Source organism: Streptosporangium jomthongense, assembly GCF_042650425.1.
GTDB lineage: Bacteria > Actinomycetota > Actinomycetes > Streptosporangiales > Streptosporangiaceae > Streptosporangium.
In genome coordinates, this window is sequence record NZ_JBHSBC010000039.1 from 77973 (window position 1) to 101941 (window position 23969).

The window sequence follows — 23969 nt, forward strand, 5'->3', positions numbered from 1 at the left end:
ACACGTCCTCCGTGCCAATGATCCCGGTGTTCCTGACGGGGGCACCGCCCACCCCGCCGCCGGGCGGAGAGCGTTCTCCTCCTAGCATCCGGTAAGGCAGTGCACCGGTTCACGGGCGCGAGCCGTACAAGTGAGGAGAGGCATGACACCGTGGGAGGCGGTCGCGATCTTCGCGGCCGGAATCGGAGCCGGGGGCATCAACGCCGTCGTCGGCTCGGGGTCACTGATCACGTTCCCGACGATGGTCGCGGTGGGGATACCGCCGGTCGTCGCGAACGTCTCCAACAACATCGGACTGGTTCCCGGGTCGCTGACCAGCGTGCTCGGCTACCGGGCGGAGCTGAAGGGCCAGCGTGCCCGGCTCGTCAGGCTGGGGGTCGGCTCCGTCGTCGGGTCGCTCATCGGCGGCCTGCTGCTGCTCTCCCTGCCCGCCAGGACGTTCAACGTCGTGGTCCCGATCCTGATCGGCCTGTCGTGTGTGCTGGTGGTCGTCCAGCCAAGGCTCAACCGGTGGCTCGCCGCCCGGCGGGAGAACGCCCATCCGCACGGTGGCCCGTGGCTGTGGCTGGGGGTCCTGGGCGCCGGAGCCTACGGCGGCTACTTCGGCGCGGCCCAGGGGGTGCTGCTCATCGGGCTGCTCGGCAGCGTCCTCGACGAGGACCTGCAGCGGATCAACGCCGCGAAGAACGTGCTCGCGCTGCTGGTCAACGGGACCGCGGCCCTGCTGTTCGTCCTGGTCGCGGACGTGGACTGGCGGGCGGTCGCGCTGGTCGCGCTCGGTGCGACGATCGGCGGTTTCTTCGGTGCGAGGTTCGGCAGGAAGCTGCCCGCCCCGGTGCTGCGCGGGATCATCGTCGTCGTCGGCATCGTGGCGATGGTCAAGTTGATATACGCCTAGATTCTCCCGTTAATGGGCATGAATCAGGCATGAAAGGCGATCGGGTAGAGATCGTTATCGACGCGGGTGACAGCTCGCGTACCTACGAAGTCGTCGCCACCCGCGCGGGCCGCCGCGTCGAGGTGGCCAACAGCCGGGGCGGCGTGATCGAGGTCACCGAGGTCACCCGCAGTGGTACGGCGGTGCGCACCGCCCGCTTCATGTCCAGCAGGATTCTCGCCCTGGTCGAACACCCCGCCGACGGCGAGGCGGACTGACCGCCGGGCCGCCTCCCCACGAGGCGGCCCGGACACCGTACGGCCGGTGCGGGGGCGGTCAGATCGGAGCAGGACGGACCTGGAGCACGCCGTCACGGCGGATCCGGGTCTCGAAGTACGGCTGCGGCGCCGTGGCCGGACCGTGGGCGACCGTGCCGTCCGCCAGGCGGAAGGCGCTGCCGTGCCACGGGCACACCACGCAGACCATGCCGTCGTCGGAGATCAGCTGACCCTGGTGCAGCGGCCCGGCCAGGTGGGAACAGTGGTCGGCGAGCACGGTGACCCCCTCGCCGACCCTCAGCACGAACAGGTCGATGTAGCCGAGACGCCTGGCCACGGGACGCCCCTCCGGCAGGTCCTTGAGCTCACACAGGTCGTGCCAGCCCAGCGGGACGAGGTGGGCGACCGACTCGGCGTGGTTGGAGCCCGCGGCCTGCCGGTAGGCCAGGTGCCCCCCGAGGTAACCGCCCGCGCCCGCGGCGCCCAGGCCGATGAACGACAGCAGTTTGCCGCGCCTGTCGTGCCCGGCGAGCCGGAGGGCCAGGGAACCCACGTACAGTCCCAGCGCGGTGACGTTGGCGATCGCGTGCACGAACCCCACCCGCTGCTGCTCCCGGTGGAGCGCCGACCAGTCGGTGATCCCGGAGGCCGCGGTGGGAATCGCCCCCGCGATGCCCGTGGCGAGCACGGCGCGCGCCGCGCGGGGGTCGGCCCCGGCCAGGTCGAGCACCGCGGTCGCCAGCCAGCAGCCCAGGCTGAGGTCGGTGAGCGGTGGATGGAGCGGTTTCCCCGTCGGCACCCCGTGCAGCAGGTCGCGCAGCCACCCCGGGCCGATGCGCTGCCGTACGGCCTTGGCCAGGACCCGGATGGGCCTGTCCATCCTCTCCGACCGTTCGATACGGCCGGCGATGTCGACCGGGGGTACGAGATGCCGGAAACTGCGGCGGTTCGTTTTGACTGATTCCTTCACGATCGCCCCCTTCTCAACCCTTTAGGGACCTACCCGGGAACCGCATCACGCACGCGCCAGGTGCCCCCGGCTGACAGAGAGCTCGATGATCTCCTTGGCGTAGGAGCCGAGCGTCGGCGAACCCTCCTCGATGATCTTCACCTTCTCCAGGACCTGGTCGGCCGTCACCTTGTACAACGACCAGGTGCCACCCTCGTTGTGGTGGTTGGCCATGATCGGCGCGATCCTGTCGAGGGCCTTGGCGAACTTCGCCTCCGCGGTCTCGCGCTCCTCGAACTCGTCCCACAGCGCGCGCAGCCGCGTCGACTGGTCCTCGGGGAGCAGGCCGAAGATGCGGTCGGCCGCCTTGCGTTCGATGCCGAGCTGGGCCTCGACGGCCCCGGCGTCGTAGATGAAGGTGTCTCCCGCGTCGATCTCGACGATGTCGTGGACGAGCAGCATCGCGACGACCTTGTCCATGTCGGTGCCCGGCGGCGCGTGCTCGGCCAGGATCATGGCCAGCATCCCGACGTACCACGAGTGCTCGGCGTCGTTCTCCCGCCGGGACCCGTCCATGAGGGTGTTACGGCGAACGACGCGTCTGAGCTTGTCGATCTCCATGGCGAAGGTGAGCTGGGCGTGGAGGCGGTCCTGTTCTGGAGGGGTGGTCACGCGCGCAAGCCTAGTGCGCGCCGCTCGCCGGTCATCGGACGGTCAGGCGATGACACGGGACCCAGAGTGACCACGACCCCGCTGAACACGCCTTTCCCGCCGTACGGCGGGCACCCCGCGTGTCGCGTGCCGTACGGCACGGCATGACGGCGCACGGCCCGCGCCGGAGAGCCGGCGCGGGCCGTGACGTCGTCACTCGGTGACGCCGAGCCCCTGGGCGACGCCCTGGCCCAGGTCCTTGTGGATGTTGGTCCAGTACTCGACGACACGCTTCTTCATCTCGTCCGTCACCTCGGGGGCCGAGGCGTGGCCGACGACGTTGCTCACCAGGTGGGAGCGGTCGGTGTCGGACAGCACGTTCTCCCACAGCGCGCGCGGCTGGACGTAGTCGTCGTCCTCGCGGTGCAGGGTGTAGGCGGAGCGGATGATCTCACCGCTGACGTGGTAGTCCTCGCCCGCGTACAGCGCCGGGTCGGCCACGGGGCCGCCGACGGTGTTGGGGGCGTAGACCGGGTCCCCCGGGTTGTTGAAGGCCATCTGGCCGTCCTTGTTGTAGCTGTGGACGGGCGAGAGCGGCCGGTTGATCGGCAGCTGCAGATAGTTGGTGCCGATGCGGTAGCGGTGGGCGTCCGGGTAGGAGAACAGCCGTCCCTGGAGCATCTTGTCCGGGGAGGGGCCGATGCCGGGCACGAGGTTGGCGGGCTCGAAGCCCGACTGCTCGACCTCGGCGAAGTAGTTCTCCGGGTTCCGGTTCAGGACGAACTTGCCGATCGTGATCTCGGGGTAGTCGGAGTGCGGCCACACCTTGGTCAGGTCGAACGGGTTGAACCGGTAGTCGGCGGCGTCCTCGAACGGCATGACCTGGACGTTGACCGTCCAGGACGGATGGTCGCCGTTCTTGATCGCGGTGTGCAGGTCGCGGATGTGGTGGTCGGCGTCCTGCGCGACGAGCGCGCCCGCCTCGGCGTCGGTCAGGTTCTTGATGCCCTGGTCGGTCTTGAAGTGGTACTTGATCCAGAACTTCTCACCGGCCGCGTTGTACCACAGGAACGTGTGCGAGCCGAAGCCGTGCATATGCCGCCAGGAGGCCGGGGTGCCGCGGTCGGTCATCAGGAAGGTGACCTGGTGGGCGCTCTCCGGGGAGAGCGTCCAGAAGTCCCACTGGATGTTGTGGTCGCGGAGGTTGGTGTCCGCGCGGCGCTTCTGGCTGTGGATGAAGTCGGAGAACTTCTGCGGGTCGCGGATGAAGAAGATCGGCGTGTTGTTGCCGACGATGTCGTAGTTGCCCTCTTCGGTGTAGAACTTGATCGCGAACCCGCGCGGGTCACGCTGGGTGTCGGCGCTGCCGAGTTCCCCGGCGACCGAGGAGAAGCGCAGGAAGAGCGGGGTCTCCTTGCCCTTCTGGAACAGTCCGGCCCTGGTGAACTGGCTGACGTCCTCGGTGATCTGAAGGATGCCGTGGGCGCCACCACCCTTGGCGTGGACCACCCGCTCGGGAACCCGTTCCCGGTTGAAGTGGGCCATCTTCTGGATCAGGTAGTGGTCCTGCAGCAGCAGGGGCCCGTTCGGTCCGACCGACTGGGAGTGCTCGTCACTGGGGGCGGGGATTCCGGCATCGGTCGTGGTAGTGGGCCTGGTGCTCATGATCGGTCCTCCGGGTTCTCTTCATCGAGCATCTTCGGAACGACACTCGGGACACACGCCCCAGTAGATGACGTCCGCCTCGTCGACCAGATAGCCGGCGTCCGAGGCGGGGTCGAGGCATGGGGCGTGTCCGACGGCGCAGTCAACGTCGGCGACCCGCCCACACCGTCTGCAGACGAGGTGGTGATGGTTGTCACCGACCCGCGTCTCGTATCGGGCGGGGCTGCCCGCCGGTTCGACCCGGCGCAGCAACCCCTCACGATGCAGCGCGTGAAGGGAGTCGTAGACGGCTTGCAGGGAGACATGACCCACCCGCTCCCGTACGCCTCGGTGGACGGCGTCCACGTCAAGATGATCGCCCTCCCGTACGGTCTGCATGATCGCCAGGCGCGCCGCGGTCACCCGTAGGCCCGCCTGTCGGAGCCGGTCCTCGTCCTCCATGGGATCCACGTTATGCACCAAATCTGAACGATTCAACCAATTGACGTATTCCATTTTGTCTGGTTCAGGTAACCGCTTTGTCTGCTTAGGGTCATCACGGCCTGCCTGTTCCCCATCGCGAGGCCGGGATGGCATCCTCGGATAGCGATGAACACGTATATCCCCCGCCGCCTCACAGTGGCCGCGGTCGTCGCAGCCTCAGCCCTCCTCGGTACGGCCTGCTCAGCGGCCGAATCGGCCACCCCGGAAGCCTCGGGGAGCACGCCCGACGTCGTCGAGAAGCCGGTCTCCTCCTCCACCGAGCCGGAGACCAAACCGGAACGCAAGCCGTACACCATCTCCTTCGGAGGGGACGTGCACTTCGAGGGGGTGCTGCGCAGCAGGCTCAACGCCAACCCGAAGACCGCCCTCGGCCCCATCGCCAAGGTGCTCGGCGCCGCCGACATCGCGATGGTGAACCTGGAGACCGCGATCACCACCGGCGGGACCCCGGCGCCGGGCAAGCAGTACACCTTCCGCGCCCCGGCCAGCGCGCTGACCGCGCTGAAGGCGGCGGGGGTCGACGTGGCGTCCATGGCCAACAACCACGGCATGGACTACATGCAGAGCGGCCTGGCCGACTCGCTGGCCGCGATCAAACGTTCCAGGTTCCCGGTCGTCGGCATCGGCAGGAACGCCGCCGAGGCCTACAAGCCGTGGCGGACCACGGTGAACGGCAACCGGGTGGCCGTCATCGGCGCGACCCAGGTGCTCGACGCCGAGTTCATCCAGGCGTGGACCGCCACCGACCAGCAGGGCGGTCTGGCCTCCGCCAAGAACGAGGCACGGCTGCTGCAGGAGGTGCGCAAGGCGCGCAAGAACTCCGACACGGTGATCGTCCATCTGCACTGGGGCACCGAGCTGCAGAAGTGCCCGAACGAGGCCCAGCGCTCACTGGCCCCCAAGCTGGTCGCGGCGGGCGCCGACGTCGTGGTCGGCGGGCACGCGCACATCCTGCTCGGCAGCGGCTACCTCGGCAGGGGCTACGTCAACTACGGCATGGGCAACTTCGTCTTCTACAACTGGGGGCCGGAGACCGGCAGGACCGGTGTCCTCACCCTGACGATCAACGGGCGCCGGGTGATCAAGGATCGCTGGACCCCGGCGACCATCCAGGGCGGCGTCCCCGTCCCGGTCACCGGTACGAACGGACAGCGGGCGACGGCGAACTGGAAGGCGCTGCGCGGCTGCACGGGCCTGACGCCGACCCCGAGCTGACCCCCGGACGGGCCGGAAATTGACAGGGCTCATACGGGATGTACGGGGAAAATCATGCGATTGACAGAGAGAACCTGACCGGAAGGGGGACGGGCGGGCAAGATGGGTGGGTGACCATGCCTGCCGAGGAGACATGTGAGGCCCCGCTGCGGCGCCAGCCGACCCAGCGACGCAGCGCACGCCGTGTCGAGAAGATGCTCGACGCCTGTGCCGAACTGCTGGACGAGATCGGATACGAGGCGCTTTCGACCACCAGGATCGCCGAACGCGCGGGTGTCGCGATCGGTTCGATCTACCAGTTCTTTCCCGACAAGCGGGCCATCACCCAGGCGGTGACCAGGCGCCATGTCGAACGGTTCGTCTCCCGAGTCGGCAGGCGCTTCCTGTCGGAGGACTACGGCGGCTGGTGGGACGCGGTCGACGCGATCATCGACGAGTACGTCGACATGCACAGGACCGTTCCAGGTTTCGGCGTCCTGCACTTCGGCGACGTCGTCGGCCTCAACCTGCTCGACGGGGTCTCCGACAGCAACACGGTGATCGCGGGCAGGCTGCGCGGCCTCCTGCTCCAGGAATACGGCCTGACCGACAGCGAGGAGCTGGACCTGGCCATCCTCGTCGCGGTCGAGGCCGCCGACGCGGTGCTGAAACTGGCCTTCCGGCGTGACTCCGAGGGCGACCCCCAGATCGTCGCCGAGGCGAAACGCCTGATCAGGGGCTATCTGAACCGTCAGTTCGCCGGAGCCTCCGCCTGAGAGGAGCCGCTCACGGGGTCGGCCGGGGCCCCGTCAGAGGCCCTGTCATAGGTCCCGCCGGAGGTGCCGGCGGGGGCGTCGGCCGCGTGCTCTTCCTGAGCCGCCGCGCACAGCCGTTCCTGCCGGTGCCTGCGCCGCTGCTCGCGCTCCGCGGCCCGCGCCTGCGCGGCCTCGGTGACCGAGGCCCCCGCAGAGGCCCCTGCCGAGGCGGAAACCCGTGCCCCGGAGACGATCCCCGGGCGGCCGTCGGAGGTGGCGTCGGGCGTCCGGGCGCCGCCGGCGAGGGTTCCGGCCCCTCGCTCCCTGCGGTTGTCCGCCCGCGCGCGCTCTCCGGGGCCGCACAACGTCACGCCCGGTACGGCGACCGTCTCGTTGCGGAACCGTGCCGGGGAGTCCTCCGCCTCGGCCACCGGCGAGATGAGCTGTTCCTGACGTATCCGGCTCTCCAGGGAGACGAGCTCGCGATGCGCCCGTTCGACGGCGTCCATCCTCGCCGAGAGGTATCCGGCACACCCCGGGACGATCACCGAGAGTCCCGCGAGGAAGGTCAGAGTGAAGGTTGTCTGCTTGGACATGCCCATCGCAGCCCCTCCGAACATAACGCTCCACGAGCAGGAGACGCCTGCCATATGCCCGCTTTCCTGGCGAAACACGCGCTTGGTAGTCAATCGTTTACAACTGGTGGATGAAGGAATACCTGCCGTTGTGCGGACGAAACCAAGCGCCGCTCGCTACTCTCGCGATGTGGCGCATGTGACACGTGGGCAACTTGATCGGTTGCTTGAGCAGGCACTTTTGGCCGACGATCACGGAGACCTCGCCCGGCGGTTGGAAGGGCTGGTCGAGGAGTACGTGTCCGGAGACATCTCGCGGGCCGCGATCCTGGTGCTCGCCGCCGAGGAGTGGCGGCAGGCCGGGCAGCCGGCCCATGCCCTCGTCTGCTTCCAGCGGGCCGTGGACGACGGTGGGGAGGTGGGCGTCGATCCGAGGGCGGGCATCGCCGACACCCTCTTCGAGCTCGAACGGCCGGACGAGGCACGGCAGGTCATCGAGACGATCAGACATGAGGGGGAGGTGACAGCCGCGACCGCTCTCACGGTCGCCGAGACCCTCGTCGCCTACGGCGATCTGCGGCAGGCGCATCTGTGGGCCACTGAGGGGGCGCACAGGGCGGTGCGGGACAGCGGGGAGCACACGGCTCTACTGCGCACCCGTTACCGGATCAGGGTCGATCTGGGGCTTCCCGAGGACGAGCTGGACGCGCTGCTCGACCTCTCGCGCTGAGGGTCGGGCCGTGGTCCCCGCGCAGAGAGAGCCACGGCCCACAGGTCATCCCAGGCCGCCCAGGCCCAGGAGCGGAAGCAGCGTTCCCAGCGGGGACAGCAGCTGAGGCTTCGGCGCCGGCTTCGGAGCCGCGGGCCGGGTGACGGGCGGCTGGACGTACTGCTCCGGCTCGGCCGAGGGGCGCTCGTCGCCGATCTCCCTGGCCGAGGCGGGGCGGGGCAGCGGCGTCAGCTCGTAGGGGTTGTCCGACCGGCCGTGGGTCTCCGGTGGCACGGGGGCCGACTGCGGACGGCCGGCGTTGACGTTCTTGCGCGTCTCGCCGACGCTCACACCGTAGGCGGGTGGGTCGGACAGGTTGCCCTCGGCGACGCTGACCGACTGGGTCCTGGCGGACTCAGTGGCGTTCTTGGCGAAGTTGCTGTACTTGGGGTCCATGATGCCCTCGGCGGCGACGACCTCGTTCACCAGACCGAAGAGGTTCTTGGCGAACGAGAGCGCGTTCGCCGCCTGAGGGGCTATCACCTTGTCGGTGACCCGCAGTGGAGCCTTCCCGGCCGCGAGCCCGTTGGCGACCGTCGTCCGCTGCGCGTCCAGGAAATCGTTGGTTCCCTCACAGACCGTCGGTGCGGTCCCGGGCGCCTGCAGCAGGCATGGCACCAGCGAGTCCACGACGGAGGCCGAAGCAGCCGCCGGAAGTCCGAACCCGGCCGCGAGTCCACCGACGAGGGCGGTGCTGAGCACCGCCCCCGCGAGGATCCCGCGGGTCTTGCGTGACCCGTTCGACATGCGCGTCTCCCTGTTACTTTCGGTTGTCGGAAGAATGCTGAAAGTAACAGGAAGAGCCCTGCGCCGGGAGCGTTTGGACCGATGCTGGTCAAACTCTTGCCGACGGTCCCACGACCAGGGTGTCCCCCTTCTCGTCGAGATCGACCAGAACCTCGTCACCGTCCTGGATCTCCCCGGCCAGCACCTTCTTGGCCAGCGTGTCGCCGATCGCCGACTGCACCAGACGGCGTAGCGGACGCGCGCCGTACAGGGGGTCGTAGCCGGTCAGCGCCAGCCAGTCACGCGCGGCCGGGGTGACCGTCAGCGTCAGCCTCCGGTCGGCAAGGCGCCTGGCCAGGTGGGCCACCTGCAGGTCGACGATCCTGGACAGCTCCTCGGTGCCGAGCGCGTCGAACAGGATGACCTCGTCGAGCCGGTTGAGGAACTCCGGCTTGAAGGAACTCCTGACCGTGTCCAGCACCGCCTTGCGCTGGGTCTCCTTGTCGAGGCCCGGGTCCACCAGGAACTGCGAGCCGATGTTGGAGGTGAGGATCAGGATCACGTTGCGGAAGTCGACGGTCCTGCCCTGCCCGTCGGTCAGCCGCCCGTCGTCGAGCACTTGGAGCAGGATGTCGAAGACCTCGGGGTGGGCCTTCTCCACCTCGTCGAGCAGCACCACGCCGTACGGCCTGCGCCGGACCGCCTCGGTGAGCTGGCCGCCCTCCTCGTAGCCGACGTAGCCGGGAGGGGCGCCCACGAGACGCGCCACACTGTGCTTCTCGCCGTACTCGCTCATGTCGATGCGGACCATCGCCCGCTCGTCGTCGAACAGGAAGTCGGCCAGCGACTTGGCGAGCTCGGTCTTGCCGACGCCGGTCGGGCCGAGGAACAGGAAGCTTCCGGTCGGCCGGTCGGGGTCGGCGATGCCCGCGCGGGCGCGCCGTACGGCGTCGGAGACCGCCTGCACGGCCTGACGCTGGCCGATCAGGCGCCTGCCGAGCTCGTCCTCCATGCGCAGCAGCTTGGAGCTCTCGCCTTCGAGCAGACGGCCTGCGGGGATGCCCGTCCACGAGGAGATGACCTGGGCGATGTCGTCCGGGCCGACCTCCTCCTTGACCATCGGGTCCTCGGGCTGGGAGGCGGCGGTCGCCTCGGCCAGTTCCTCCTCCAGCCTGGGCACCTCGGCGTACATCAGCCGGGAGGCGGCCTCGAAGTCGCCGTCGCGCTGGGCGCGTTCGGCGGCGCCGCGCACCTCGTCGAGCTTCTTCTTCAGGTCGCCGACCCGGTTCAGGCCCGCCTTCTCCCGCTCCCAGCGGCCGACCAGGCCGTTGAGCTCCTCCTGCCGGTCGGCGAGCTCCCTGCGCAGCCGTTCGAGGCGCTGCAGGCTGCTCTCGTCGGTCTCCTTGGCGAGCGCCAGCTCCTCCATCTTCATCCGGTCCACGTTCCGCTGGAGCTGGTCGATCTCCACGGGACGGGAGTCGATCTCCATGCGCAGCCGGGAGGCGGCCTCGTCGACGAGGTCGATCGCCTTGTCCGGCAGGAACCGGGAGGTGATGTAGCGGTCGGACAGCGCCGCGGCGGCCACCAGCGCGCCGTCGGCGATCTGCACCTGGTGGTGGGCCTCGTAGCGGCCCTTGAGGCCGCGCAGGATCGCGATGGTGTCCTCGACGGTCGGCTCGCCGACGTAGACCTGCTGGAAACGCCGTTCGAGGGCGGGGTCCTTCTCGATCCGCTCACGGTACTCGTCGAGCGTCGTCGCGCCGATCATCCGCAGCTCGCCGCGGGCCAGCATGGGCTTGAGCATGTTGCCCGCGTCCATGGCGCCCTCGGCCGCGCCCGCGCCGACCATGGTGTGCAGCTCGTCGATGAAGGTGATGACCTGCCCGTCGCTCTCCTTGATCTCGCCGAGCACGGCCTTGAGGCGCTCCTCGAACTCACCGCGGTACTTCGCCCCGGCGACCATCGCGCCCAGGTCGAGCGCGACCAGGCGCTTGTCGCGCAGGCTTGAGGGCACGTCGCCCGCGACGATCCGCTGGGCCAGCCCCTCGACGACGGCGGTCTTGCCGACGCCGGGCTCACCGATCAGCACCGGGTTGTTCTTGGTCCTGCGGCTGAGCACCTGGATCACCCTGCGGATCTCCGAGTCACGGCCGATCACCGGGTCCAGCTTGCCCGCCCTGGCCCGCTCGGTCAGGTCGACGCCGTACTTCTCCAGCGCCTGGTAGGTGTCCTCGGGTGTCTCGCTGGTCACCCTGGCGTGCCCGCGAACCTTCTCGAAGGCGTCGAGCAGGGCGTTCGGGGTCGCCCCGTTGCGCCTGAGCAGCTCGGCGACCGGGCCGCTGTCCGCGGCGAGGCCGACCAGGAGGTGCTCGGTCGAGACGTACAGGTCCTCAAGCTGGGTCGCCCGCTGGGCGGCGGTGTTCAGCACCGTCAGCAGCTGCCGCGAGCTGGACGGGGCGCTGACCGTCGAACCCTGCGCCTTCGGCAGGGCCGCCAGCTGCGTCTCCGCCTCGGTGCGCAGCTTCTTCCAGTCGGCGCCGACGGCCTCAAGCAGGGGTACGGCGGTGCCGCCGGTCTGGGCGAGCAGCGAGGTGAACAGGTGGGCGGGGGCGACCTCGGGGTTGCCCTCGGCGGCCGCTCGCCTGATCGCTGAGGAGAGAGCCTCCTGGCTCTTCTGGGTGAGCTTGTAGTCCATGCTTGTCTGCCTTGCTCCGTTCGGCGGCTACGGCGCCGGGCGGGCCGGCGCGATGATGTCCCCCCGGCCTTCGAGTTGGAGTGTCAGGCGGGCGGCAGTTGGTACTGGATCAGGGCGCGGATCATGGCCATCTCCGCGCGCAGGCGATGGTTCTCGTCACGAAGGCGCAGTGCCTCGGTCTCCAGCGCCAGGATGCGTTTGATGCCCGCGAGGTTGATGCCCTCCTCCTGGGAGAGCCGCTGCACCTCGCGGAGCATGACGATGTCGCGTGTCGAGTACAGGCGTCCGCGCCCCGCCGTACGGCCCGGACTGACCAGGCCGAGACGGTCGTACTGGCGCAGGGTCTGGGGATGGAGGCCGGACAGCTGGGCCGCCACCGAGATCACATATACGGGGGTGTCGTCCGACAGGTCGAAGTAGTTGGCGTCCATGGCTACTCGCTTCTGGCCAGTTCGATGAGCTCGGCTCTGGGGTCACCACCAGCCGTCGCGTCGCGGAAGTCCTCAAGGGCCCCCCTGGCCTTGTCCTCCAGCTGTTGAGGCACCAGGACCTCGACCGTGACGAGCAGGTCGCCCTTCGTGCCGTCCTTGCGGGCCACACCCCTGCCCCGCACCCGGAAGGTGCGGCCGTTGGGCGTGCCCTCGGGGATGCGCAGTGTGACCGGCAGCCCCTTCAGGATCGGCACCTTGATCTCGGCCCCGAGCGCCGCCTCGGTGAAGGTGACGGGCACGGTGATCGTCAGATTCTCGCCGGTCCTGCCGAAGACAGGGTGCGGCTTGACGTGGATCTGGACGTACAGGTCACCGGCGGGACCGCCGTTCTCGCCCGGTGCGCCCTTGGCCTTGATCTTGATGCGCTGACCGTCTCCGACCCCCGCCGGGATGCGCGCCTGGATCGTCCGGGTGCTCTTGCCCCGTCCGCTGCCCTCGCAGACCTCGCACGGGTTGTCGACCAGCAGCCCCCTGCCCTTGCAGTCACGGCACGGCTCGGAGAAGGCGAAGTTGCCGAGGTTCCTGCTGGCCGCCCCGGTGCCCTCGCAGGTCGGGCAGACCCTCGGGGTCGTCCCGGCCTTCGCCCCCGTGCCCGCGCAGGCCGTACAGGCCGAGGAACTGGTCAGGCGGAGCGAGACCGTGGTCCCCTCGACCGCCTGGCCGAAGGAGAGCGTGACCTCGGACTCGATGTCCTGGCCACGCCGCGCCCTCGTGGTCGTCCCCCCGGAGCGCTGGGCGCCACCCCGGTTGAAGATGCCTCCGAAGATGTCGCCGATGCCACCCCCGCCGCCCGTGCCGCCCTGCTGGGTGCCTCCGAACAGGTCTCCCAGGTCGAAGGGGAACCCACCCCCACGCGAGGCCCCCCCGGCCCCCGCGTAGCCGCCGAGTCCTGATCCGAACAGCGTCCGCGCCTCGTCGTACTCCTTGCGGCGCTTGGTGTCGGACAGGATGTCGTAGGCCTCGGAGACCTCCTTGAACTTCGACTCGGTCTCCGTGCTGCCTTGGTTGGCGTCCGGGTGGTACTGCCTGGCCAGCTTCCGGTACGCCTTCTTGATCTCTTCGGCGGTGGCGGTCTTGGGCACACCAAGGACGGCGTAGTAGTCCTTCTCCAGGTAGTCCTTGGTGCTCATCTCAGTTCCTTTTCAGATCTCAGATACGGGGGGTTCAGCTGTCGCTCGCGACAGGCTCTTCTTCGGGCTCGGCGACCGAGACCCGCGCGGGGCGGAGCACGCGGTCGCCGATTCGGTAGCCGGGCTGCAGGATCTCCACGCAGGTCGGCTCGGTGACATCGGGGGAGTAGCTGTGCATGAGGGCCTCGTGCACCGTCGGGTCGAAGGGCTCGCCCTTGGTCCCGAAGGCGCTCAGCCCCAGCTTGCCCGTCGCGACCTCCAGCGACTCGCTCACCTTGGCGAAACCGCCGGTGAGCTCGCCGTGGTCGCGGGCCCTGCCGATGTCGTCGAGAACCGGGAGCAGCTCGGTCAGCACACCGGCCACCGCCTGTTCCTTGATCAGGGTCCTGTCTCGATCGACCCGCTTGCGGTAGTTGGAGTACTCCGCCTGGAGACGCTGCAGGTCCGCGGTGCGCTCGGCGAGCTGGATCGCCAGCTCGGCCGAGGCCAGGTCGGCGGCCGGAGCGGGCTGTTCGGCCTGCTCCTTGACCTGCTCACCGTCCGCCGCGCGCGCCTGCCCCGTCTCGGGGTCGATCTTGCGGTTGTCGCGGATCACCGGCTCCTGCTCGGAACCGTTCTCACGCGTGTTCACGCTCGTGCTCCCCTCGGCCTGCGACGTCACTTCGCGCCGTTGTCGCGCTTCGGCTCGTCGTCCACGATCTCAGCCTCGACCACGTCGTCGTCGGCCTTCTGGCCGTCGGCGCCCGCGGCGCCCGCCGCACCGGCCTGGCCCTCGGAGGCCTGGGACTGGGCGTAGATGGCGGAACCCATCTTCTGGCTGACCGTGGCGAGCTTCTCCGCGGAGGCGCGGATCGTCGCCGAGTCGGTGCCCTCAAGGGACTTCTTCAGCTCGGTGAGGGCCTCGTTGACCTCGTTCTTGATGTCGTCGGGGACCTTCTCCGCGTTCTCGCCGAGGAACTTCTCGGTCTGGTAGACCAGCGACTCGGCGTTGTTGCGGGTCTCGGCCTCCTCGCGGCGGCGCTTGTCCTCCTCGGCGTAGGACTCGGCCTCGCGCATCATGCGCTCGATGTCGTCCTTCGGCAGCGCGGAGCCGCCGGTGATGGTCATCGTCTGCTCCTTGCCGGTGCCGAGGTCCTTGGCGGAGACGTTGACGATGCCGTTGGCGTCGATGTCGAAGGTGACCTCGATCTGCGGGATGCCGCGCGGCGCCGGGGCGATGCCGGTCAGCTCGAAGGTGGCCAGCTTCTTGTTGTAGGCCGCGATCTCACGCTCGCCCTGGTAGACCTGGATCTGCACCGACGGCTGGTTGTCCTCGGCCGTGGTGAAGACCTCCGAGCGCTTGGTGGGGATCGTGGTGTTGCGCTCGATGATCTTGGTGAAGATGCCGCCCTTGGTCTCGATGCCCAGCGACAGCGGGGTCACGTCGAGCAGCAGGACGTCCTTGACCTCACCCTTGAGCACACCGGCCTGCAGGGCGGCGCCGATGGCCACGACCTCGTCCGGGTTGACGCCCTTGTTGGGGTCCTTGCCGCCGGTCAGCTCCTTGACGAGCTCGGCGACCGCGGGCATACGGGTCGAGCCGCCGACGAGGACCACGTGGGCGATGTCGGAGACCTTGATGCCGGCGTCCTTGACGACCTGGTTGAACGGGCCCTTGCACCGCTCAAGCAGGTCGGCGGTCAGCCGCTGGAACTCGGCCCGGGTGAGCTTCTCGTCCAGGTGCAGCGGACCCTCGGCGGAGGCCGTGATGTAGGGAAGGTTGATCGAGGTCTCGGACTGGCTGGACAGCTCGATCTTGGCCTTCTCGGCGGCCTCGCGCAGACGCTGCAGGGCCATCTTGTCCTTGGTCAGGTCGACGCCGTGCGCGTTCTTGAAGCGGTTGGCCAGCTCGTCGACGACGCGCTGGTCCCAGTCGTCACCACCGAGGTGGTTGTCGCCGCTGGTGGCCTTGACCTCGACGAAGCCGTGGCCGTCCTCCTGGCCGACGTCGAGCAGGGACACGTCGAAGGTGCCGCCACCGAGGTCGAAGACGAGGATGGTCTCGTCCTTCTCCTTGTCGAGACCGTAGGCGAGCGCGGCCGCCGTCGGCTCGTTGATGATGCGCAGCACGTTGAGGCCGGCGATGGTGCCCGCCTCCTGGGTGGCCTGACGCTGGGCGTCGTTGAAGTAGGCCGGGACGGTGATCACCGCGTCGGTGATCTTCTCGCCCAGGTAGGCCTCGGCGTCCTGCTTGAGCTTCTGCAGGACGAAGGCGCTGATCTGCTGCGGGGAGAACTTCTTGCCGTCGATCTCCTGAGCCCAGGTGGTGCCCATCTCGCGCTTGACCGAGCGGATGGTCCGGTCGACGTTGGTGACGGCCTGCCGCTTGGCGACCTCACCAACGAGGACTTCACCGTTCTTCGCGAAGGCGACCACGGACGGGGTGGTCCGCGAGCCCTGAGCGTTGGCGATGACCGTGGGCTCACCGCCTTCGAGAATCGAGACGACGGAGTTGGTCGTCCCCAGGTCGATACCTACCGCACGTGCCATGAGTACGTCCTTGTAGTCAAAGTTGAGTGGGTCAGACTCATAGTGGAGCTTCGAGTGGTGTTTGTCAAACGACTTGAGTCTATGCCGCTCAACCCTTGGGCGCGTGAAAGGGTTCCCGGAATCCGGGAAACAACGGGCGATCCACATCCCCCAACGAAGGAACACGCATGATCGCTCCCGGGACGGCCCCGACATGATCGACCCCTCCGGCGGAGACCTGCCGGAGGGGATCGGGGAGGGCTTCACTTGGGGTTCCGGCCCTGGCTTCACCCATGGCTTCGATGTCGGCCTCGCGGAGGCCCACCGCTGCGCCGCGGCCGTACGGCCGCGCCGCCGGCCTGATCGCGCCTGCGCGGACGCTCGGCCGTACCGGATCCCGGTGGGGCGGGCCGGCCGCACCGCCCGCTCCGGGCGGGGTCGGACCGGCGCGGCGGGTGGCGAACGTTCCCTGACGCAGGGTCAGTTCTTGGGCTTGGGGGCGGGCTTGGCGCCGTCCACGACCTTGCGGTGCCCGAGGGGGGCCTTGAGCTTGACGGTCGTCACCTTCTTGATGGCGATGTCGATGCAGACCGGGTTCTGGATCTTGCCGCTCTGGCCCTCCCAGAGGGTGACGGTCACCCGCTTGGAGGTCTGTTTGACGGTCACCCGGTCGAGTACCTGGCAGGGCTCGACCCCGGACCACCAGACGACCCGCAGGCTCCGGCCGTCCTTCGACGGCTTGGCGGACAGCCAGGCCACCTTGCGCGGGCCGATGGCGTGGCCCTCCGGCTTGACCGGCTTGGGGGCGCCCTTTTCTGTCGGTTCGACCCTGGGGGCGACGGTGTGGCCCACCGAGAGGGAGGGGACGGCGCCGCCCGCGGCGCCCGCGGGAGCCTCGGGGACGACGGCGCCGCTCTGGACGCTCTGGGTACCGCAGGCCGCCGTCAGCAGCAGGCCTCCGGCCAGGACGGGAATCACGATCCTACGCATAACCCTGTCAACGGATCACGGCGCCGTACGGTTCAACCACCCGCGTCGTGGCTCGTCAGGGCTGCCCTTAGGCTGGTCATCCGCTTCTCCTCATGCAAGGTGCGTTGACGTGATCGCGATTCTGGGAACCGGGAAGATGGGCGAGGCCCTGCTGTCGGGCCTGCTGCGGGCCGGGTTCGAGCCGGACGATGTGCTGGCGACGGCGCGGCGCCCGGAGCGGGCCGCCGACCTCGGCAAGCGGTACGGCGTGCGCATCGTGACCAACGCCGAGGCCGCGGAGAGCGCCGAGACGATCATCCTCGCGGTCAAGCCGCAGGACATGGGCTCCCTGCTGACCGAGATCGCCCCGCACGTCTCCGCCGACCGGCTGGTGATCTCGGCGGCGGCGGGCATCACGACCTCGTTCGTGGAGTCGAGGCTGGCCGGCGACGTCCCGGTCGTGCGGGTCATGTCGAACACCCCGGTGCTGGTCGACGAGGCGATGAGCGTGATCTCCGCGGGCGCCCACGCCGCCGAGGAGCACCTGCGGCTGACCGAGGACCTGCTGCGGCCGGTCGGCAAGGTGCTGCGCATCCCCGAGTCCCAGCAGGACGCCGCGACCGCGCTGTCCGGCAGCGGCCCGGCCTACTTCTTCTATCTCGTCGAGGCCATGGTCGACGCGGGCATCCTGCTCGGCATGCCCCGCTCCGCCGCCCTCGACATGGTCACCCAGTCGATCGTCGGCGCGGCCATCATGCTCCGTGACTCCGGCGAGCACCCGGTGATCCTCCGCGAGGCGGTCACCTCGCCGGGCGGCACGACCATCGCGGCCATCGCCGAGCTGGAGCGTCACAGCGTCCGCGCCGCCTTCCTGGCCGCCATCGAGGCCGCCAGGGACCGAAGCCGTCAGCTCGCCGGTGGGTGATATCCCCTATTAGTCAGTAAAGTTTCCTTTTCTTGCGATAAACGGCATCATCTCCACGGAAGCCTCGGGGAGTGATGTGATGGGCGGGCAAGCCGTACGAGCCGTCGGCCAGGGGGAACGGGAGAGACCCGCGGTCTGGTCGCGGGGTTTCGGCCTCTTCTTCACCGCCCGTTCGGTCTCCATGCTCGGCAGCGCGATGGTGCCGATCGCGACCGCGCTCGGCGTCGGCGGCCTGGGGTACGGCCCGACCGGCGTCGGGCTGGCACTGGCCGCCTGGATGGCACCGGTCGCGCTGCTGATCCTGTTCGGCGGGGTGTTCGCCGACAGGTTCACCCCGCGCCGCATGATGATCGGCGCGGACGTCGTCAGGGTCGTGACCCAGGCGCTGCTGGCCTCGCTGTTCGTCTTCGGCACCCCCACGCTGTGGCAGGTGCTGGTCATCTCGGCGATCAACGGCGCCGCGGCCGCCATGTACCAGCCGGGCGTCGCCAGCACGATCCCCAGGGTGGCCAGGGACGTGCAGCGGGCCAACGCCACCCTGCGCGTCTCCGAGTCGATCATGATGCTGGTCGGGCCGGGGGTCGCCGGGGCCGTCGCGGGCTTCGTCAACGTCGGGGTGGTCTTCGCGCTCGACGCCGTGGGGTTCGCGATCAGCGCCACCTGCCTGCTCCTGATGCGTCTGCCCCCGGGCTCCCCTGTCGTCGCCGAGGAGTCGATGTGGCGCAACCTGCGCGGAGGCTGGCTGGAGTTCCGGTCCAGGACCTGGATGTGGTCGGTGATCCTGGTCTGGATCATCTTCGGCGCCACCCTGTTCGGCCCGCTGATCCCGCTGGGCTCTGTGCTGATCGGCGGCAGGCTGGGGGACCAGGCGTACGGACTGGTCATGTCGGCCTCGGGCGCGGGCACGATCCTGGGCGGCCTGCTCGCGATGCGGGTGCGTCCCGCCCGCCCGCTGATGGCCGGGGCGATCGGCATGTTCGGCTTCGCGCTCGAACCGCTGACGATCGCGATCGGGGCGCCGCTGGGGGTCCTGATGGCCGGGCACGTGGTCGGCGGTGTCGGCTGGGCGTTCTGGTCGGTCATGTGGGCCACGAGCATCCAGACGCAGGTGCCTCCGGAGGCGCTCAACCGGGTCACCGCCTACGAGGTCGGCGGTTCGACGCTCGCCGTACCGGTCGGGCAGGTGCTCGCCGGGCCTCTCGCCGGGGTGTTCGGCGCGCGGGAGACGCTGGCCGTCTCCGCGGTGGTCGCGGTGTGCGGCTGCGTCTGCCTGCTGCTGGTGCCCGCGGTCAGGAGACTGCGCAGGGTCGCCGAGGTCGTGCCCGCCTGAGGGTCCGAGGCGGGGTGCCTGTCCGAGGGGCCGCCTGGGGGCCGTCAGAGGCCGGATGGGTCTGTGCGTCTGCACGTGCGGTAACGTCGGCCGGGGTGGGGAGATCCGGGGGCGGGGCCGTACCGGAGCGCCCGTTTCTCGCGTCGCGGTCGAACAGGGAGGGCGCATGAGCCGGTCCGTGAGGGTCGTCTGGGACGACGCGCTCACCGGATACGACTTCGGGCCGGGGCATCCGCTCGCGCCCGTGCGGGTCGAGCTGACCATGGCGCTGGCCAGGGAGCTGGGCGTGCTCGACGCCGTCGAGGTGGCCGGTTGTGTGGCCGCGACCGACGACGAGCTGGCGATGGTCCACGGGCGCGGCTACATCGAGGCCGTCAGGCGGGCCTCCGCGGAGGGGCGCCCCGACCGGGCCCACGGGATCGGCACCGAGGACACCCCGGCCTTCGCCGGGATGCACGAGGCCTCCGCGCTGATCACCGGTGCCACCCTCGCCGCGGCCCGCGCCGTGTGGCACGGCGAGGCCGAGCACGCGGTCAACGTCGCCGGCGGGCTGCACCACGCGATGCCCGACGCGGCGAGCGGGTTCTGCGTCTACAACGACCCGGCGGTGGCGATCGCCTGGCTGCTGGCCCAGGGCGCGACCCGGGTGGCCTACGTCGATGTGGACGTGCACCACGGCGACGGGGTCCAGGCCGCCTTCTACGACGACCCCAGGGTGCTGACGATCAGCCTGCACGAGAGCCCCCGCACGCTCTTCCCCGGGACGGGCTTCCCCGACGAGCGCGGGGCGGAGGGGACGGCGGTCAACGTCGCGCTGCCCGCCGGATGCGGGGACATCGGCTGGCTGAGGGCCTTCGGCGCGGTCGTGCCGCCGCTGCTGCGGGAGTTCGCCCCCGAGGTCCTGGTCACCCAGCACGGCTGCGACAGCCACGCGCTGGACCCACTGGCCCACCTCATGCTCAGCCTGGACGGCCAGCGCGCCGCCTACGCGGCCCTGCACGAGCTGGCGCACGAGACCGCGGGAGGGCGCTGGGTCGTCACCGGCGGCGGGGGATACGAGCTGGTCCGGGTGGTGCCCAGGGCCTGGACCCACCTGATCGCCGAGGTCTCCGGTCACCCGCTCGACCCGGAGACCGAGACGCCTCCCGGCTGGCGGCGGTTCGTCGCCGAGCGCACGGGGGAGACGGCGCCGCTCACGCTGACCGACGGCAGGAACCCGGAATTTCGGGATTTTTCTGCTGGTTATGATCCAGCAGACCCGATCGACAGAGCCATCATGGCGACAAGGAAGGCCATCTTCCCCTTCCACGGACTGGACCCCCTCCCATGACCGTGACGGTGGGAGAGCACGCCGAGACAGGAGGGGAAGGACGGATGAGCGACCGGCGGCCGATGACGCGTGAGAGCCTCCGCGCGCACCTGGTCCGCACCCGCATCGCCGGGGACGTGGCCACCAGCAGGGAGAACAACCTCGACCACTACCGGGCACTGGCCGAGCGGGAGCCGCGCCACCTGTTCGGGCTGAGGCCGGAGGGCCGCTGGGACGAGCGGGACGTCCTCGAACTGATGGCCAAGTCCGCCGGGGTCGTGGCCGACCCCGACCACCGCGACGGCCAGGACACCATCGACCCCGACCTGACGATCGACGCCGTCGAGGCGATGGGAGACACGATCGCCGGGGCGCTGCGCGTCGGCTCGCCGAGGGTGTTGATCGCCACCGGCCACCCGACCGGGCTGCTGGCCGTGCACCTGGTGCTGGCCGGGCTGCTCAGCAGGCATGGCGCGACGCTGCTCGACCCGGCTGAGGGCTGGTCCCACCGCAGCCCCGCCTCGGGCCGCAAGCACGAGATCCGCTACCTGGGCGGTGTCGCCATGGTCGCGGACCGTGGCAACTTCGCGCACACCCACGACGCGGCCCCCATGGAGGCCATGCTCGCCGAACTCGGCGACGGGCGGCCGGACCTGGTGATCGCCGACCACGGCTGGGCCGGGGCGGCAGGGGAGGCGGGCGTCCTCACGGTCGGTTTCGCCGACAGCAACGACCCCGCGCTCTTCGTCGGCGAGGCCGAGGGGAAGATCGCGGTCACCGTGCCCCTTGACGACAACGTGCTACCGAGGTATTACGCTCCGCTGACGGATCATCTGATCGAGAGAGTCGTACGGGCTCTCTGAGACGGGCGTTGCACGAATCGGCCCGACCCTTACGTGCTTTTCGCGCCTGCATTCCATCTGCCTCGCCACCCGTTTGCCAAATTTTTGGCCGTTGTGGGCGACTCTGAGAAGAGGCAGTTGGTCCGTTCCAAGACCAGGGGGAGAGGTGGGTTCCGGCTGCTGGCCAGCGTTTTCTTCCGTTTCGCTGACGTGGGACTGCGAAGACTGAGACAGTGGGGGGTTTGCACACTCGGAGTCCCGTCTTACGCTGACGGCAGTACACGTGCGTGAGCAATGGCACCAGTGGGGATAACCCGGAAACACGTGCGGAAGAGGCGTCCGATGGGTGCAGGCGAAAGACCTCTCAGTGAGGTGAAGTTCCTGACCGTGGCCGAAGTGGCCACTGTCATGAGGGTGTCCAAGATGACGGTGTACCGACTCGTGCATTCGGGCGAGCTGCCGGCCATCCGGGTCGGCCGATCCTTCAGAGTGCCGGAGCAGGCGGTCCACGACTATCTCAGGGACGCCTACATCGAGGCTGGTTGAAGCGGTGCGAGCCCGACGGGTGAGCCCGGCGGCCGGGGTCCTGGGTGACCCGGCCACCGGGTGAGCGAAGACGGGCGAACGGCCGACGGGTTCCGGTCCCCGGGTGAGATCCGGTGACGGGAACCCGGCCTTCGACAAGACGACGGTGGGGTAGCGGCGTGCGCGTCACGCCGTGAGTTCCGGTACCCGGGCTCCCCCCAGGGGGCGATCTACCACGGATCGCCGGTAGTCTGTTGAGCCGGTGTGCTCGCGCGCACCGGTCTGACAAACTCGGCTACCAGCTACCTGGGGGTCCCGTGGGCTCTGTGATCAAGAAGCGCCGTAAGCGCATGGCGAAGAAGAAGCACCGTAAGCTGCTCAAGAAGACCCGCATCCAGCGGCGTAACAAGAAGTAGCGACGCGGATCTGCGAGGCGCCGATGACCCATACCGTGCTTGTCACCGGGGTCTCGCGCCACATCGGCGCCCGAGTGGCGAGCGTTCTCGCGGCTGACCCGGCCATCGACCGGGTCATCGGAGTGGACACGGTGCCGCCGCCCTCGCTCTCACGTGATGGCGGCGTACCTCCCGGCCGGACGGAGTTCGTCCGTGTCGATCTGCGCAGCCCCGACATCGCCCAGGTGATCGCGGCCGCCGACATCGACACTGTGGTCCACATGAGCCTGGTCAGCGCTCCCTCGCGGAGCGGTGGCAGGGCCCTCATGAAAGAGCACAACGTCATCGGCACCATGCAACTGCTCGGTGCCTGTCAGCGGTCCGCGACGGTCCGCCGTGTCGTGATCCGCTCGACCACGGCGGTGTACGGTTCCTCCCCGCACGACCCGGCGGTCTTCGCCGAGGACAGCGATCCCGGCGAGCACCCGGGCCATGGCTACGCCAAGGACGCCTCAGAGGTCGAGGGCTACGTCCGTGGCTTCGCCAGGCGACGCGCGGACGTGGTCGTCTCGACACTCAGGTTCGCCAACTTCATGGGACCGGGCATCGACTCGCCCCTGACGCGTTACCTCACCCAGCCGGTCCTGCCGACCGTGCTCGGTTTCGACCCCCGGCTGCAGTTCGTCCACGAGGACGACGCCGTCGAGGTGCTCAGGCGGATGGCCACCGAGGACCACCCCGGAACGTTCAACGTGGCCGGGGACGGTGTGCTGCTGCTGTCCCAGTGCGCCCGCAGGGCGGGCCTGCCGACGATCCCGCTGCCCTCACCGGCCTTCCGGCTCATGGGCGACCTCATGGGCGACCTGGTCAAGGGCACGGGGCTGACCGGCTACTCCGCCGAGCAGGTGCGCCTGATGCGTTACGGACGCGTGGTCGACACCACCAGGCTCGCCGCGGAGCTCGGCTGGCGGCCCAAGTTCTCCACCGCCGCCGCGTTCGAGGACTTCGTCCGTTCGCGGGGCCTGCCCTCCCGTCTCCTCCCGACGGCGGCCGGACGGTGAGCGAGAAGGACGACCGCGTCGCGGGACTGCTGGACTTCCTGCGGCGCCGGGTCTCCGGACAGTACGACGTGGACGAGTTCGGCTTCGACCCCGAGCTCACCGACAGGGTGCTGCTCGAACTCATCCGCCCGCTGTACCGGCACTGGTTCCGCGTCCAGACCGTCGGGATGGACAACGTCCCCGACGACTCCGGCGCCCTGGTCGTGGCCAACCACTCGGGCACCGTCCCGCTCGACGCGCTCATGCTCCAGGTGGCGTTGCACGACGAGCACCCGAGCCACCGCGCCGTACGGCTGCTCGGCGCCGACCTGGTCTACCAGCTCCCCGTGCTCGGGCACCTGTCCCGCAAGACCGGGCACACCCTGGCCTGCCCGGAGGACGCCGACCGCCTGCTGCGCAAGGGCGAACTCGTCGGGGTCTTCCCCGAGGGGTTCAAGGGTGTGGGCAAGCCGTTCTCCGAGCGCTACCGGCTGCAGCGCTTCGGCCGTGGCGGGTTCGTCGCCTCGGCCATCAGGGCGGGGGTGCCGATCATCCCCTGCGCGATCGTGGGGGCCGAGGAGATCTACCCCAAGATCGGCGACCTGCGCTTCCTGGCCAGGGCGTTCGGCCTGCCGTACCTGCCGGTCACGCCGTTCTTCCCCTGGCTCGGCCCGCTCGGGCTGGTGCCGCTGCCGTCCAAATGGGTGATCGGCTTCGGCGAGCCCATCAGGACCGACGAGTTCGCCCCCTCGGACGCCGACGACCCCATGCTGGTCCTCAACCTCACCGACCAGGTCCGTGAGGTCATCCAGCAGCAGCTGAACGAGCTGCGCCTGCGGCGGGGACACGCCTTCCCGCCGTTCCTCTGACCCTCTCGGGTCACCTGGA

24 protein-coding genes and 1 pseudogene are annotated in these 23969 nt (G+C 69.4%); 13 read left to right on the plus strand and 12 right to left on the minus strand.

Annotated elements, in window-relative coordinates; genetic code table 11:
* Positions 1-142: 142 nt before the first annotated feature.
* Together ACFOYY_RS33140 and ACFOYY_RS33145 are read left to right on the plus strand one after the other, a co-directional pair.
* Positions 143-898, plus strand: a complete 756-nt coding sequence (locus ACFOYY_RS33140) for a sulfite exporter TauE/SafE family protein (RefSeq protein WP_386195034.1) — start codon at positions 143-145, stop codon at positions 896-898.
* 29 nt (positions 899-927) lie between these two features.
* Positions 928-1155, plus strand: coding sequence for a hypothetical protein (locus ACFOYY_RS33145; RefSeq protein WP_352010968.1), 228 nt, complete (start codon positions 928-930; stop codon positions 1153-1155).
* Positions 1156-1213: 58 nt separating this feature from the next.
* Here the strand turns inward: ACFOYY_RS33145 and ACFOYY_RS33150 are convergent, their stop codons facing one another.
* The 4 genes from ACFOYY_RS33150 to ACFOYY_RS33165 all read right to left on the minus strand — a co-directional run bounded on the left by ACFOYY_RS33150 (position 1214) and on the right by ACFOYY_RS33165 (position 4861).
* The gene (locus tag ACFOYY_RS33150; RefSeq protein ID WP_386195036.1) at positions 1214-2035 is read right to left on the minus strand and encodes a Rieske 2Fe-2S domain-containing protein; all 822 of its coding nucleotides are present in this window, start codon (positions 2033-2035) and stop codon (positions 1214-1216) included.
* A gap of 135 nt (positions 2036-2170) precedes the next feature.
* A complete protein-coding gene (locus tag ACFOYY_RS33155) occupies positions 2171-2725 on the minus strand; it encodes an HD domain-containing protein (RefSeq protein WP_352011281.1) in 555 nt (184 codons plus the stop codon).
* A gap of 243 nt (positions 2726-2968) precedes the next feature.
* Positions 2969-4420 carry a catalase gene (locus tag ACFOYY_RS33160; RefSeq protein WP_386195038.1) on the minus strand — a complete coding sequence of 484 codons (1452 nt, stop codon included), beginning with the start codon at positions 4418-4420 and terminating at the stop codon, positions 2969-2971.
* A gap of 21 nt (positions 4421-4441) precedes the next feature.
* The gene (locus tag ACFOYY_RS33165; RefSeq protein WP_352010965.1) at positions 4442-4861 is read right to left on the minus strand and encodes a Fur family transcriptional regulator; all 420 of its coding nucleotides are present in this window, start codon (positions 4859-4861) and stop codon (positions 4442-4444) included.
* 147 nt (positions 4862-5008) lie between these two features.
* Between ACFOYY_RS33165 and ACFOYY_RS33170 the strand changes: the two genes are divergently transcribed.
* Together ACFOYY_RS33170 and ACFOYY_RS33175 are read left to right on the plus strand one after the other, a co-directional pair.
* Positions 5009-6118: a CapA family protein gene (locus ACFOYY_RS33170; protein WP_386195040.1), complete on the plus strand. Its 1110-nt coding sequence runs from the start codon at positions 5009-5011 to the stop codon at positions 6116-6118.
* Positions 6119-6234: 116 nt separating this feature from the next.
* Complete coding sequence (locus ACFOYY_RS33175; RefSeq protein WP_352011280.1) at positions 6235-6873, plus strand: TetR family transcriptional regulator; 639 nt, start codon at positions 6235-6237, stop codon at positions 6871-6873.
* On the opposite strand, the gene ACFOYY_RS33180 is transcribed toward ACFOYY_RS33175, so the two are convergent.
* Entirely contained in the window at positions 6849-7448 is a 600-nt protein-coding gene (locus ACFOYY_RS33180; protein ID WP_386195042.1) for a hypothetical protein, read from the minus strand. The genes ACFOYY_RS33175 and ACFOYY_RS33180 overlap by 25 nt on opposite strands.
* 220 nt (positions 7449-7668) lie before the next feature.
* On the opposite strand from ACFOYY_RS33180, the gene ACFOYY_RS33185 reads away from it, so the two are divergent.
* Entirely contained in the window at positions 7669-8157 is a 489-nt protein-coding gene (locus tag ACFOYY_RS33185) for a hypothetical protein (protein WP_352010962.1), read from the plus strand.
* A 45-nt stretch (positions 8158-8202) separates the two neighbouring features.
* On the opposite strand, the gene ACFOYY_RS33190 is transcribed toward ACFOYY_RS33185, so the two are convergent.
* The 7 genes and pseudogenes from ACFOYY_RS33190 to ACFOYY_RS33220 all read right to left on the minus strand — a co-directional run bounded on the left by ACFOYY_RS33190 (position 8203) and on the right by ACFOYY_RS33220 (position 16724).
* Positions 8203-8943, minus strand: a complete 741-nt coding sequence (locus ACFOYY_RS33190; RefSeq protein WP_386195044.1) for a hypothetical protein — start codon at positions 8941-8943, stop codon at positions 8203-8205.
* 88 nt (positions 8944-9031) lie between these two features.
* Positions 9032-11617, minus strand: coding sequence for an ATP-dependent chaperone ClpB (gene clpB, locus ACFOYY_RS33195; RefSeq protein WP_386195046.1), 2586 nt, complete (start codon positions 11615-11617; stop codon positions 9032-9034).
* A 178-nt stretch (positions 11618-11795) separates the two neighbouring features.
* Positions 11796-12048 (minus strand): annotated as a pseudogene (locus ACFOYY_RS33200) (heat shock protein transcriptional repressor HspR); the annotation flags it as partial.
* Positions 12049-12050: 2 nt separating this feature from the next.
* On the minus strand, positions 12051-13238 hold the full coding sequence (gene dnaJ / locus ACFOYY_RS33205; protein ID WP_352010959.1) for a molecular chaperone DnaJ: 1188 nt from the start codon (positions 13236-13238) through the stop codon (positions 12051-12053).
* A gap of 34 nt (positions 13239-13272) precedes the next feature.
* Positions 13273-13869 (minus strand): nucleotide exchange factor GrpE, encoded by a 597-nt coding sequence (grpE, locus tag ACFOYY_RS33210; RefSeq protein ID WP_352010958.1) that lies wholly within the window; start codon positions 13867-13869, stop codon positions 13273-13275.
* Between the two features lie 26 nt (positions 13870-13895).
* Entirely contained in the window at positions 13896-15767 is a 1872-nt protein-coding gene (gene dnaK / locus ACFOYY_RS33215) for a molecular chaperone DnaK (protein ID WP_352010957.1), read from the minus strand.
* 459 nt (positions 15768-16226) lie between these two features.
* The gene (locus tag ACFOYY_RS33220) at positions 16227-16724 is read right to left on the minus strand and encodes a hypothetical protein (RefSeq protein ID WP_352010954.1); all 498 of its coding nucleotides are present in this window, start codon (positions 16722-16724) and stop codon (positions 16227-16229) included.
* Between the two features lie 121 nt (positions 16725-16845).
* Between ACFOYY_RS33220 and proC the strand changes: the two genes are divergently transcribed.
* The 8 genes from proC (at position 16846) to ACFOYY_RS33260 (ending at position 23950) form a co-directional block, all read left to right on the plus strand.
* Positions 16846-17640, plus strand: coding sequence for a pyrroline-5-carboxylate reductase (gene proC, locus ACFOYY_RS33225; protein WP_352010953.1), 795 nt, complete (start codon positions 16846-16848; stop codon positions 17638-17640).
* 79 nt (positions 17641-17719) lie between these two features.
* Entirely contained in the window at positions 17720-18970 is a 1251-nt protein-coding gene (locus ACFOYY_RS33230) for an MFS transporter (RefSeq protein ID WP_352010952.1), read from the plus strand.
* A 166-nt stretch (positions 18971-19136) separates the two neighbouring features.
* Positions 19137-20300 carry an acetoin utilization protein AcuC gene (locus ACFOYY_RS33235; RefSeq protein WP_352010951.1) on the plus strand — a complete coding sequence of 388 codons (1164 nt, stop codon included), beginning with the start codon at positions 19137-19139 and terminating at the stop codon, positions 20298-20300.
* Between the two features lie 44 nt (positions 20301-20344).
* On the plus strand, positions 20345-21142 hold the full coding sequence (locus ACFOYY_RS33240; RefSeq protein WP_352010950.1) for a phosphatase: 798 nt from the start codon (positions 20345-20347) through the stop codon (positions 21140-21142).
* Between the two features lie 321 nt (positions 21143-21463).
* Positions 21464-21667 (plus strand): helix-turn-helix domain-containing protein, encoded by a 204-nt coding sequence (locus tag ACFOYY_RS33245; RefSeq protein ID WP_012887307.1) that lies wholly within the window; start codon positions 21464-21466, stop codon positions 21665-21667.
* A gap of 296 nt (positions 21668-21963) precedes the next feature.
* A complete protein-coding gene (locus ACFOYY_RS33250) occupies positions 21964-22062 on the plus strand; it encodes a 30S ribosomal protein bS22 (protein ID WP_018654693.1) in 99 nt (32 codons plus the stop codon).
* Between the two features lie 23 nt (positions 22063-22085).
* Positions 22086-23102 carry an NAD-dependent epimerase/dehydratase family protein gene (locus ACFOYY_RS33255; RefSeq protein ID WP_362912477.1) on the plus strand — a complete coding sequence of 339 codons (1017 nt, stop codon included), beginning with the start codon at positions 22086-22088 and terminating at the stop codon, positions 23100-23102.
* On the plus strand, positions 23099-23950 hold the full coding sequence (locus ACFOYY_RS33260; protein WP_352010948.1) for a lysophospholipid acyltransferase family protein: 852 nt from the start codon (positions 23099-23101) through the stop codon (positions 23948-23950). Before ACFOYY_RS33255 ends, ACFOYY_RS33260 begins: the two co-directional genes overlap by 4 nt.
* Positions 23951-23969: the final 19 nt, after the last annotated feature.

Excerpts from the sequence above, each read along its gene's own strand:
- ACFOYY_RS33160 (WP_386195038.1), bottom strand. The coding sequence starts at position 4,420 with ATGAGCACCAGGCCCACTACCACGACCGATGCCGGAATCCCCGCCCCC.
- dnaK (WP_352010957.1), bottom strand. The coding sequence starts at position 15,767 with ATGGCACGTGCGGTAGGTATCGACCTGGGGACGACCAACTCCGTCGTC.
- ACFOYY_RS33150 (WP_386195036.1), bottom strand. The coding sequence starts at position 2,035 with ATGGACAGGCCCATCCGGGTCCTGGCCAAGGCCGTACGGCAGCGCATC.
- ACFOYY_RS33170 (WP_386195040.1), top strand. The coding sequence starts at position 5,009 with ATGAACACGTATATCCCCCGCCGCCTCACAGTGGCCGCGGTCGTCGCA.
- ACFOYY_RS33235 (WP_352010951.1), top strand. The coding sequence starts at position 19,137 with ATGAGCCGGTCCGTGAGGGTCGTCTGGGACGACGCGCTCACCGGATAC.
- ACFOYY_RS33230 (WP_352010952.1), top strand. The coding sequence starts at position 17,720 with ATGGGCGGGCAAGCCGTACGAGCCGTCGGCCAGGGGGAACGGGAGAGA.
- ACFOYY_RS33165 (WP_352010965.1), bottom strand. The coding sequence starts at position 4,861 with ATGGAGGACGAGGACCGGCTCCGACAGGCGGGCCTACGGGTGACCGCG.
- ACFOYY_RS33245 (WP_012887307.1), top strand. The coding sequence starts at position 21,464 with ATGGGTGCAGGCGAAAGACCTCTCAGTGAGGTGAAGTTCCTGACCGTG.
- ACFOYY_RS33175 (WP_352011280.1), top strand. The coding sequence starts at position 6,235 with ATGCCTGCCGAGGAGACATGTGAGGCCCCGCTGCGGCGCCAGCCGACC.
- dnaJ (WP_352010959.1), bottom strand. The coding sequence starts at position 13,238 with ATGAGCACCAAGGACTACCTGGAGAAGGACTACTACGCCGTCCTTGGT.
- ACFOYY_RS33190 (WP_386195044.1), bottom strand. The coding sequence starts at position 8,943 with ATGTCGAACGGGTCACGCAAGACCCGCGGGATCCTCGCGGGGGCGGTG.
- ACFOYY_RS33145 (WP_352010968.1), top strand. The coding sequence starts at position 928 with ATGAAAGGCGATCGGGTAGAGATCGTTATCGACGCGGGTGACAGCTCG.
- clpB (WP_386195046.1), bottom strand. The coding sequence starts at position 11,617 with ATGGACTACAAGCTCACCCAGAAGAGCCAGGAGGCTCTCTCCTCAGCG.
- ACFOYY_RS33240 (WP_352010950.1), top strand. The coding sequence starts at position 20,345 with ATGAGCGACCGGCGGCCGATGACGCGTGAGAGCCTCCGCGCGCACCTG.
- ACFOYY_RS33255 (WP_362912477.1), top strand. The coding sequence starts at position 22,086 with ATGACCCATACCGTGCTTGTCACCGGGGTCTCGCGCCACATCGGCGCC.
- ACFOYY_RS33180 (WP_386195042.1), bottom strand. The coding sequence starts at position 7,448 with ATGTCCAAGCAGACAACCTTCACTCTGACCTTCCTCGCGGGACTCTCG.
- ACFOYY_RS33155 (WP_352011281.1), bottom strand. The coding sequence starts at position 2,725 with ATGGAGATCGACAAGCTCAGACGCGTCGTTCGCCGTAACACCCTCATG.
- ACFOYY_RS33140 (WP_386195034.1), top strand. The coding sequence starts at position 143 with ATGACACCGTGGGAGGCGGTCGCGATCTTCGCGGCCGGAATCGGAGCC.